This is a genomic window from Psychroserpens jangbogonensis (assembly GCF_000797465.1).
In the GTDB taxonomy this organism is placed as follows: Bacteria; Bacteroidota; Bacteroidia; order Flavobacteriales; family Flavobacteriaceae; genus Psychroserpens; species Psychroserpens jangbogonensis.
Genome location: NZ_JSWG01000015.1, coordinates 347533 through 359071, shown reverse-complemented (window position 1 = coordinate 359071; position 11539 = coordinate 347533). Strand labels below are relative to the sequence as shown.

Here is an 11539-nt window from a genome sequence, read left to right as displayed (position 1 = left end):
AGAAATAATAATTAAAAACCAGAATTATGAAGCAATTACTACTTACAACAGTACTTCTTCTGGCACTAACATCATGTAGCGGAAGAAAACAAATTGAAAAAGCAATTAGTCATGGAAACTATGACTTAGCAATCAATGACGCGTTACGAAAACTAGATAACAATAAAGACAAAAAGCGTAAGCAAGATTATATTGTTATGCTTGAAGATGCCTACTACAAAGTTCTGGAGGAAAACTTACAGGACCTCAAACATCTTAAAAAGGATGGAAATCCTGAGCAATTCAAAACTATTTATGAGATCTATTTAGACTTAGAAGCAAGACAAAATGCTATAAAGCGAGTATTGCCTCTAAAAATAAATGGCAAAACACTGAATCTAAAATTCACTGACTATTCAACTGAAATTGTAGATTATAGATATAAAACCTCTGAGTATTTAATTGATGAAGGCATTACGCTATTAGACTCTGAAGATAAATATAAGGCTAGAAAAGCTTATGATATTTTTAGTTATATAGAACGTATCAATCCAAATTTTGAAGAAACAAGAAGCTTGATGACTGAAGCGCATGAAAAAGGAATTGATTATGTTAAGGTGTCTATTGAAAACCAAACATACCAAATCATTCCTCAGCAATTAGAAGCAGATTTATTAAACTTTAACACCTATGGTTTAAATAAATTTTGGACTGAGTACCATGCAAATGCTGCTCAAGATATCAGCTATGATTATGCTATGCAATTGCAGTTAAAGCAAATCAATATTTCACCGGAACAAGTTAATAGAAGACAAGAGTTGAAACAAAAGAAAATAATAGATGGTTGGAAATTTAAAAAAGATAGAGATGGTAATTTTATAACAGACAGTCTTGGAAACAAAATAAAAGTGGATAAGATTATCAATGTTAGAGCAAGATACTTTGAAGTAAATCAATTTAAATCAACACATGTTATAGCAGATGTTGTCTATACAGATTTAAAAGCAAACCAGATATTAGATGTGTTTCCTATTGACAGTGAGTTTATTTTCGAACATGTTTATGCTTCATTTAGAGGTGATAAAAGAGCATTAAACAAAAGAGAGTTTGAATTGACAACATATAGACCTCTATATTTTCCTACCGATTCGCAAATGGTTTATGATACAGGTGAAGACCTAAAATTAAGATTAAAAGATGTTATCAATTCTTATAGAATAAGAAGAAGTTAATTACATCAAAATAAGAAGCTCCATAACTAAAAACGTTATGGAGCTTTTTTTGTGCAACCGCAACATTTACAATTATTTATGCGCAATCAGTTATACCATAACATCTACCCTCTTTTGGGTATTGTACTTTAAATTATTAATATGTATATTGAAGTGACATAACCAACCCATGAAAAAAAAGACTAAGCTATTAATTAGAGATGCATTTTTGTCTACAATTCTTTCAAGTATTCTCTTATTAATACTTTCAATTGCATTTATCAATATTCGTTTTTTCAACCCACTGCATAAGGCTTTTTCAGATTTTAGCTTTTTAGATATATTCTATTCTGAAAAGTTTCACAATACAGATAAGGTTAATAGTGACATCATATTAGTCAATATAGAAAACCACGATAGAGAAGTTATTGCAAATCTTTTAAATTCTATATTAAAAGAAGATCCTAAAGCAGTTGGCTTTGATATCATTTTAGAAAATCGTCCAGAAAAAACAAAAACCGATACATTTTTGGCTAAATTACTTCTGAACAAAAAAGTAGTTACAACCTTTGAGACTTCAAATGATAGTTTAATTTTTAGTGATCCTTTCTTTAAAACAAGACATCGATCTGGTTTTGCAGAATTTAACTTTAAAACAAATACTGCGGTTATTAGAGAGTTTATTGGTAAAAAGGAATTTAACGAAAAAAGTCATTCTTCATTCGCTACACTACTAGCTCAGAAATATCTCAGTAAAAAGCAATGGGAAAAATATAATTACGATGAAAGATTAACCAAGCTTCAGACCATAAAATATTCTGGGAACTATACTGCTTTCCCCTATTTAAGTCTAGATGACTTTTTTCTTAATGAAGACAAGCCTATTTTAAAAGACAAGATCGTCATTATGGGTTACATTGGCTCTCCAACAGGAAATAAAAATGATATCCTAGATAAATTTTTCACACCATTAAATCCTACTAGTGCTGGTAAAAGCGATTCAGATATGTTCGGATCTGTTGTACATGGAAACATAACAAACATGTTAATTAAGAACGATTTAATGAATAGAGTATCATTCTTTTGGATGTGTGTAATTACATTTATTTGTATGTATTTATCCACCATTTTATACATGAAATGGAACAAAAAGTATAAGATTAGTTATCGTACAAGAAAACAGACCTATCAACTTGTTTTTTCTGTTGTACTTTTTGCTATAGTCGTTTGGTTTTTTAAAAATGACATTGTTATTAATCCGTTTCCAATTGTTATTGGAGTAATCATCGCTGGAAGCTATTTTAAATATTATAAGCATTTAACACGTTATATAAACACTAAAAGAAAATGGAAAACTTACTTAAAGTAAATAAAGGCTATGTTTTGTTAGTTTTTTTATTCCTAACATTTCAATTGAGCTTTGCAGAAAAAAACAAATTATTTGTTTACAAATATGAAGGTTCGCCTAAAATAGAAGTTAATGATTCGGTGAAAATTGTAAAGAAAGGTTCTTTGTTGGATAAAAACACCAAATTAATAATGCACCGAGAAGATGTTATTTATATGGTAAATGATAATGGTGACGTTTTTAAATTATTTCAAACTGGCACCTTTAACCATAAAGAATTATTGGCATTAGAGCCTATTACGACCAACTCATCTTTCGCTAAAACCTATTTTTCATACGTATGGAAAGAATTCACAAATACTGATGTTTTGCGAAGAGATAAAAGTGGTGTCGTCTACAGAGGAGATGATATTATTTTGATGCGTTATCCAGCTGACAGTATTAAAATTTATAATAATGAAATTCGCTTTGAATGGGATCGCATTCCAAATAAAGAAAAAGACTATTATTTCGTGATTAGAAATAAAGAGACTAAAGCCATTACTACTATTGGAACTCCAGTCAACACAATTTCACTTATGATTGATGGTACATTATTAAAACAAGGTAATAACTACGAATGGGCTATAACTGAAACCAAGTACCCAAATATGAATAAAACTCCATTTTATTCATTTCATATACTAAGTAACGATGAATTTAAAAATGTCAAAAAAGACCTATCGTTACTTAGTGCTGACTTAAAAAATATGGGTTTCACTAGTTTAGAGGTACAGACAGCAATTTGCCAAGACTTTAAACTTTGTTTCTAATTTTAGTTACTCTTTTATAACTTTAAATGTAGAAGTGTCTTTTCCTGTGTTAAGCTTTACAAAGTAGATACCAGTCTCTATTTGGCTCATATCTATTGTATTAAAATCATCTTTTAATTCTAGGATCAGTTGTCCTGATAATCCATATAACTTTAGGGATATTGCGTTTTGCAAATCACCTTCAATAGTTAGGATGTCTTTTACTGGATTAGGATATATTCTTATTGCTGATTGCAAGTTAAATTCAGAATTTGATAAAGTATGTCCACTACTATCAAAACTATCATTTAATATTTCTACTCCTGGTTGTGCTCCACAATCTGCTGCTTCAAAAGGACCTCCTGCTGTTCCTCCGCATGCTGTTTCAAATTGGTCGTCAAATACTACTCCATCTTCGAACATTACCATAGGCATTTCATTTACATCAGTGTATTTAAATTTAAGATGGCACAGTTTTGTTGGAACCGAAGTTACATTGTCGGCCGCAAACGTATTTGAACTAAAAAACTGTGAAAAAGACCATGACACTCTAGAATCGGTATTATCATTAGTAGTGAAACTACTATAGATTGCGGCTGCAGCTGCATCAATATTTTGTCCTGCAATATATCCTTGAGCATTATCTTGAGAAACCTCAATGTTTGAATTATCAAATACACTCAAACCAAATGCTGCTGTATTGTAGTTGAAATACAATTGTCCTGATCCCAATTTAAAACTTCCTGATGCGTTTACAGTTGCAATCATTACATCTACCTCATAATAATCAAAACCGCCTTCATTTGTGTTTTGTGGATTCTCAAATGTAAATTCTATATCCTGAGCATTAATTGAAAATGCACAAAGGATAACAAAAAGGCTTGCCATTTTTTTCATAAGTAGTGAGTAATTATTTTTCATAGTATTTCGTTTATTATTGGGTTGGTTTTAAAATTAGTTTTGACGACGTGGTGCAAAAAGGTTTCGACTCATAAACTGTTCTCCTTTTCCAATATTGGGTGTAAGGATTCCATTGATATCGCTATTTTGCACTTGTCCATTTAAATTAATATCTGCGTTATTGTAGCCACTAATTCCTCGTAACGGCGTGACTCCATTTCTGTCTGTATTCTGAATTTGTCCATCGCCATTAAAGTCTCCAGCATAAAGTCCGAATGCTCCATCACTAAAGCCAGCAATGGCATTATTCCCACCTTGTACTGAAAGATTAGAAGTCGTTAAATCTATATTCAAAGTCGTTCCGTCGAAAGTAAATGAATCAAGAGTAAGCACGCCTAAATGATTTCTATGACTTAGCATAAGGTAATAGTCGTTCTCTGGAACATCAATAAATAAAGGAGAAACACCATCAACATCAACGACTGTTCCATCTGCTCTTAAGAAGGCAGATCTAGATTCGATTACTAATGTTTGATCAGTGATATCTCTTAATTCAAGCCAAATCCAGTCCACAATAGCGCTACTTCCTGTTACATTAAAAACTGAAATATCACAGCTTTTAGCATCAACATAAGGACTAGTTGTTGGCAAAATACCTGAACTTCTCATATCATCTCTCATAAGTCCAGAATTTGTATCATACGCACCTTCTAAAAAGACCTTTAGATTCAATGGAGCTCCACAAGGCATAATAGTATAGGAGGCTGTTGGATCTATAGACCAATCTATGGCTGCAAGAGCATCATCAACATCATCTACAAATATGCAGTCAAGATTAGGGTTGTTAATTAAAGAAAGTGTTTCAAGGTTTTGATTAAAGCTACTTCGTAGATTTACAGATTTTAATTGTCCATCATTAGCAATAAATGAAGTCAAAAGCGTATTGTTAGATACATCTAATCTCTCAATTTGAGTATTACTTGTTTCTAGGGTTTTAAGATATATTAGATCTGAAACATCGATTACATTAATTGGATTAAATTCAATAATTAGATTATCTAATAGTTTATTATTTGTTAAATCAAGGGCTGTTAATCCTGAATTACTAATGTTTAGATATTCTATATTAATATTATTAGAAATGTTAACAGAATTAAACAAATTACTTAAAGTATTAATATCTAATGCGAGTAAGGCTGGATTTTGATTGATATTGACTCCTATAAGATTAGGTGCATCATAAACATATACATACTTAAGTAAAGTGTTTCCTGAAAAATCTATTGGAATCAGACTTCCTGCCTGATTGTTCTCCATATAAAAACTTGTCAATTCGGTAAAGTATTCCAATCCTGAAAAATTTGAAATATCATAATTAAAAATATCCAATGCGGTCACATCACAAAGTCGTGAACGTTCAATTTCACCATTTGGAACTGAATTAAGATCTATTCCTTCATCAATAAGAAAGTTTTCAAATTGTAGATCTGGAATAGGGATTGCTTGGTTTGATAAATCTAAAAAGATTTCTAATACTCCAGAATCTCCAGTACCACAAGAATTTTGAATTGTATAATTAAAAGTATATAAGAATTGACCATTATTTGGAAGATCAACTTCATTTGTTTCTTCATCTGTTACTGGATCAATACCTTGTACAATGGTTAGACCTTCTTGGCTTACCCAAGAAACCGTATGATTAGGATAAATACGAGCTATATATTGGTTTAAATTAACTGTGTCAAAACTAAAACAATGGTAAGTAATCCTTTTATCATCCTCTGCAACTGGGTTAGGATCTATAGTCACTTCAATACCTAGAGATCTTGAATAGTTCACACAATTTTCTTCTTGACTATAGGTGAAATTATATGAAGTTTTACCTGCTCCAGTATCTGGAAAATCAACATCGTCACCTTCAGAAATGGGCACCTCTTTTGTTGTATCACCTCCAACACCAATACTAACCCAACTACCACCAAATGGTGCATCCACATCTAAATAATCATTTAAGTTTATACTTTCAAAAACATAACACGTTTCTTCAGCATCATCGATTTCACCTTCGTCATTTAAAAGAATAATCGTCACATTAACCTCTGCCGTACAAGGTGAGGATGGATGTGAATACGTAAAAACACCACTTACTAAATCTACTTGATTTATTTCTGGAAACCAATTGCCACCAGGATCTGGTGAACCTTCAAGAGCAGCAAATAGATCTGCTTCAGTATAGAATTGACAAGCTGTTATTTCTCCATTTAATCCGGGTGATAAAAATTCATCAGTTATTTCAATAGTTATTACAGCTGTATCTTCACAAACAAATGATGAAGTAGGATTAGTTTGATATAGAAACCTATAAACGCCTGGACCAATTCCTTCAAAATTAACAAAAGGCTGAAAATCTATTGGAACACCATCTAAACTCGTCCAGGAGCGAGAAACTGAAGGGCTTACAGTTAAAAAGAAATCTAAATCTACTTCTGTACCTAATTCTTGGCAGAACAAATGTGTACTATCTTCTCCTGCATTTGGGTCAGGAAAAACACAAAATTCACTAGTAGCATAGATTCTTATTAAATCAAAACCAATACCTTCATCTGTCACAGATGTATCAGTTCCAAAAGCTAATCGAAATACAACATTAGATTGGCCAATCAAATTTGGAAGACCATGAGACACCAATGACCAACCACCAGACCCATTGTTTGTTTCTTCTCTTCCACTCCACCCAACACCTTGACCACCAGGAGTTCCAACAATATTTTCAAAATTATACCAATTGTTTGGATCGTTGAACGAACCAACATTCTCCCAAGTTGCACCAGAATTCACAGAAGATTGTAAAACTACGCCATCATATTCCGCTTCACAATTCCTCCAGATAAAAAATTGAATCTCTGGACTGGCTAGTGACGTAAAATCAAATATAGGACTTTGAATCCAGCCATTTTCATTATCAGAATAATCACCACTTAAATTAGTAACCCAAGCATTAGATCCAGATACAGGAAAACCTATGAGTTCTCCAGAAGGACTTCCCAATTCCCATGATGTATTAGTTCCTTGAGCGGACCAACCACCTGCTCCACTTTCAAAATCTTCAGTATATGGAAAAGAAGTGATTTGAGCTTCTAAATTGAAGCTCATAAGAATAATAGTAACTATAAGACTGCTCTTAATGTTTTTTGAAATTATGGTCAAAGACACATAATCGATAGCACGTAATATCATGGACGATTGGTTTATACCATACATGATTAAGAAATTAGTAAATTGGGACTCGTGCTAAAAAGAATCTAAATTGAATTGTCATTAATAATTTCAATTTAGTAATAGGGAATCCAAAGATATTAAAATAAACCAGCTACAATAATTAATTACTCTTTTACTTTAAAAGTAAAAATCTTGTTTTCTGTATTAAACTAGGATAGAAATAAATTCAATTTTGACGACGTGGTGCAAATAAGTTTCGACTCATAAACTGTTCTCCTTTTCCAATATTAGGTGTAAGGATTCCATTGATATCGCTATTTTGAACTTGTCCGTTTAAATTTATATCTGCGTTATTGTAGCCACTTATTCCTCTTAACGGAATGACTCCGTTCCTATCTGAATTCTGAATTTGACCATCTCCATTAAAGTCTCCAGCGTAAAGTCCATAAGTACCATCACTAAAACTTGCAATGGCATTATTTCCGCCTTGTACTGAAAGATTAGAAGTCGTTAAATCGATATTCAAGGTAGTTCCGTCGAAAGTATAAGAATCAAGAGTAAGCACTCCTAAATGATTTCGATGACTTAGCATAAGGTAGTAGTCGTCTTCTAGAACATCAATAAATAAAGGAGAAATTCCATCAACATCTACAATAGTTCCATCTGCTGATAAAAGTGCAGATCTAGATTCAATTACAAGTGTTTGATCATTACTATCTCTTATTTCCAACCAAATCCAGTCTATAATAGCATTACTTCCAGTCACATTAAAAACTGAAACATCACAACTTATAGCATCAACATAAGGACTAGTCGTTGGCAAAACCCCTGAGTCTCTCATATCATCTCTCATAAGCCCAGTGTTAGTATCATACGCGCCTTCTAAAAAGACCTTTAGACTCAATGAAGTATCACAATTAGTTTCAATTACTGTAACAGTTGAAGGTATACCACCGCAATCTGGCAAGAAATCTCCAGCGTCAAAAGTATAAATTCCAGGACCTTGATATGAACTTGGTGTCCAGTAATCATTTTGAATAAACAATGGGTCTTCTGTTCCATCAATAATATCTAAAGTATTGTATAAATCTTCAAGTGTTAGCACATCACCTTCACAAATATCAATTTGTTTATCCTCACCTGGATCAAAAGGAATAACTACGTTGGGTAATGACCAACTTGCACCATCGTGCACTTCAGTATCTATAGATCCAATACTTATATTTGTACGCACAGAGAATATATAGACATAAAAGAAACTACCAGCACCAGTATCTGGAAAATCAACACTAAAACTACTAATAGTTCCTGGACCAGAAAGAATAACGGTTGAATTATCATAAGTACTTGATTCAAAATCAATACCATTAATGCCATTCATGTTATAGTTTTTACCGCAAATAACACCATCTCCTTGATTCGATTCACCAGCTACAGCGAAATTTTCAAATTCCAAAATCACTGGGAATGATTCTTGATTTCCGAAAATATCTATTGCAGTAAAAATCATATTACATATTAATGAGTCGCCAAAGTCAAAATAATTAGTTTCATAATCATATAATTCATAGGTCCAAATGACATCACCACAACTTGAAACCTGAGCACCTCCATTGTTGTTTAACCAAGTATCTATTTCTGAATCATTTCCATTAGGATTGTACACAACCATTAATGGCTGAGGCTCTTGAATAACTGTTAGACTTGAAGAGTTGGATACATAAGTAGCTGTATTATCTTTGATCCAATTTAATTGAGACTCTGAATAAACAACATCATCAACTAAAACACAACCTAAATCTGGATTTCCATTTAGTTCAACACTTGTAAGAAGTATATTGTTTTCGTTATTTAAATTCACCCATTTCAAAGCTCCATCATCACTATTTACAGTCTCCAAAAGTGTATTATTAGATAAATCTAATTCTTCCAATTGAGACTCATATGAATTAAAACTTGTTAATTGTGTCAAATTTGATACATCAATTTCAAGTATTGGGTTTATTGCTATACTCAAATAATCTATATTAGGATTCTGAGATAAATCAACACTAGTAATCTCATTATCTGCAAGTGACAAAGTGATTAAATTAATATTATTACTTATATCTATTGAATTAAAGACACTACCTCTAGTTACTATACTCAAATCTATTAATCCTATATTTTGAGAAATATTTACTGATGGCACTTGAGGACAACTAATTATTGTAATACTTGACAATAAAGGATTACCAGCAAAATCTATACTATTAATTGACAGTGCTTGGTTGTTTATTAGTGAAAAACTTGTGATATCATCAAAAAACTGAAGCCCTTCAAAGTTTTCAATATCGAAACTTATGATATCCAAACTTTGAACACCACAAACATCAGATCTTAAAATCTGATTATCAGGTATAGGATTAGAATCAATTCCTTCACCAATTAAATAATCTTCAAATAAATCATCAGGAATTACAAGCATTTCATTTGGGTCATACTCAGACACATTAATCGAAACTGCATTAGAAGGACAAGCGGGAAATGCGGCTGTGGGATTAAAAACATAGGCACCTGGTCCTGTGTAAGTAGAAGGCGTCCAGAAATTATTTAAATCAATAGGATTCTGTGGAGTTGTTTCAGGATCGTAAGGGTTTGGAGATATCACTAATAAATCAGTAAGATCTTGGATACTTAGAGTGTTTTCGCAAACCGAAATATGGCTCACAGCAGTCGCCTCAAAAGCCACGGTTTTGTCATTTAGAGTTATAAGGGCTTCATCATTTATCGCAAAAAATTGAGTTGATTGTGTTTCAGGAGCATATCTAAAAAATTCTTTTTCAACTTCTACTTTGAAAAGATAGGAGTAAGAACCTGCTCCTGTATCTGGAAAATCAACATTAGTACCCAAAAAGACTGCACCTGATGGACCTTCATTAGATTCGAAATTTTGAACTCTTGAGAAGTTAAAATTCATAATATCAGTATCTGTTAAATCAGCATCTGATTCTATATTTATAATCACTGTATTCAGATCAAATATATCATCACATATAGTTTCTCCAGTACCATACAATTCATCGGTAAAATGACCTAAACCATCAACTGTAAAAGTTGCACTGGTACTCTCAGCAATTCCAAAATCATGAGTTGCAGTAAATGTAAAATCATAAATCAAATCTCCATTATCAGATGATACTGTGTAATCGTAAGACCAAGTGATTTCTGATGGATTACAATCAATTGATTCAGCATTACCATTCAAGGAAATCCATGTATCTAAAGCTTCTTCATATTCAAAATTAAATGAGTCATCATAAAAGTATGTTTCATCCTGAGCTTCCGGATTAATTAATCCTAATGCTTGACATGGTATTTCCCGAATTGTTATATTATCAATGCCAAACCCTTCGTATTCATCCTCATTTACATTATATATATTGGATTTAAATCTTATTCTAAAAAAAATATTGCTTAAATCTCCAATCAAATTATTTAAAGGGTGTCCAGCAGTAATCCAACCACCTGATCCTGTATTATTATTTTCCATAACACTACTACTACTTACTGTTCCAGACCAACCTTCGGCTTCTCCGATCGGAAAACTCCAAATACTATTAGAATTGTACCAATTAAAACCACTACCTTGTTGACCAACCCTTTGCCATGTTACTTGATTATCTGTAGAATATTCCAATATGGCTCCATCCCTATTATATTCTGAATCCCACCAAACACTTAACGAAATCATAGGGTTGGTCAAACTAGTTAAATCAAATGAAGGACTTTGCAAGAGACCTACTTCTAGAATATCGTAATTTCCAGTTAAGTTTGTTACCCAAGAATTTGTCCCAGATGCGGATGAATTGATAATCAGACCTTGAGGCTCACCAAGCTCCCATAAGTTATTTGTTCCTTGACTAGTCCATCCTGCAGGACCTGCCTCGAAGTCTTCTATATATGGAAATGAGGTGATTTGAGCTTTTGAACTATAGCTCAAAAACAGTATACAAACTACAAGTAACCATCTAAGATTTTTAGATGATAGGTTAAAAGATATATAATCGACAGCTGACCTTTTCATATTAATTAATTATTTATTTAGCTTG

The 11539-nt window shown here is 32.3% G+C and carries 6 protein-coding genes; 3 read left to right on the top strand and 3 right to left on the bottom strand.

Features of this window, described 5'->3' with window-relative positions; all coding sequences use genetic code 11:
* Positions 1 to 26: 26 nt before the first annotated feature.
* From RH81_RS15330 to RH81_RS15320, 3 genes are all read left to right on the top strand, one after another.
* Positions 27 to 1211: a hypothetical protein gene (locus tag RH81_RS15330; RefSeq protein ID WP_033961946.1), complete on the top strand. Its 1185-nt coding sequence runs from the start codon at positions 27 to 29 to the stop codon at positions 1209 to 1211.
* Positions 1212 to 1380: 169 nt separating this feature from the next.
* A complete protein-coding gene (locus tag RH81_RS15325) occupies positions 1381 to 2559 on the top strand; it encodes a CHASE2 domain-containing protein (RefSeq protein WP_033961943.1) in 1179 nt (392 codons plus the stop codon).
* Positions 2538 to 3350: a hypothetical protein gene (locus RH81_RS15320; RefSeq protein WP_033961940.1), complete on the top strand. Its 813-nt coding sequence runs from the start codon at positions 2538 to 2540 to the stop codon at positions 3348 to 3350. Before RH81_RS15325 ends, RH81_RS15320 begins: the two co-directional genes overlap by 22 nt.
* A 6-nt stretch (positions 3351 to 3356) precedes the next feature.
* Here RH81_RS15320 and RH81_RS15315 read toward each other — a convergent pair whose 3' ends face one another.
* The 3 genes from RH81_RS15315 to RH81_RS16655 all read right to left on the bottom strand — a co-directional run bounded on the left by RH81_RS15315 (position 3357) and on the right by RH81_RS16655 (position 11514).
* Entirely contained in the window at positions 3357 to 4250 is an 894-nt protein-coding gene (locus RH81_RS15315; protein ID WP_033961937.1) for a T9SS type A sorting domain-containing protein, read from the bottom strand.
* A gap of 33 nt (positions 4251 to 4283) precedes the next feature.
* Positions 4284 to 7466, bottom strand: coding sequence for a hypothetical protein (locus RH81_RS16660; protein WP_152604851.1), 3183 nt, complete (start codon positions 7464 to 7466; stop codon positions 4284 to 4286).
* Positions 7467 to 7674: 208 nt separating this feature from the next.
* Positions 7675 to 11514, bottom strand: coding sequence for a hypothetical protein (locus tag RH81_RS16655; protein WP_152604850.1), 3840 nt, complete (start codon positions 11512 to 11514; stop codon positions 7675 to 7677).
* Positions 11515 to 11539 lie beyond the last annotated feature (25 nt).

Excerpts from the sequence above, each read along its gene's own strand:
- RH81_RS16660 (WP_152604851.1), bottom strand. The coding sequence starts at position 7,466 with ATGATATTACGTGCTATCGATTATGTGTCTTTGACCATAATTTCAAAA.
- RH81_RS16655 (WP_152604850.1), bottom strand. The coding sequence starts at position 11,514 with ATGAAAAGGTCAGCTGTCGATTATATATCTTTTAACCTATCATCTAAA.
- RH81_RS15325 (WP_033961943.1), top strand. The coding sequence starts at position 1,381 with ATGAAAAAAAAGACTAAGCTATTAATTAGAGATGCATTTTTGTCTACA.
- RH81_RS15330 (WP_033961946.1), top strand. The coding sequence starts at position 27 with ATGAAGCAATTACTACTTACAACAGTACTTCTTCTGGCACTAACATCA.
- RH81_RS15320 (WP_033961940.1), top strand. The coding sequence starts at position 2,538 with ATGGAAAACTTACTTAAAGTAAATAAAGGCTATGTTTTGTTAGTTTTT.
- RH81_RS15315 (WP_033961937.1), bottom strand. The coding sequence starts at position 4,250 with ATGAAAAATAATTACTCACTACTTATGAAAAAAATGGCAAGCCTTTTT.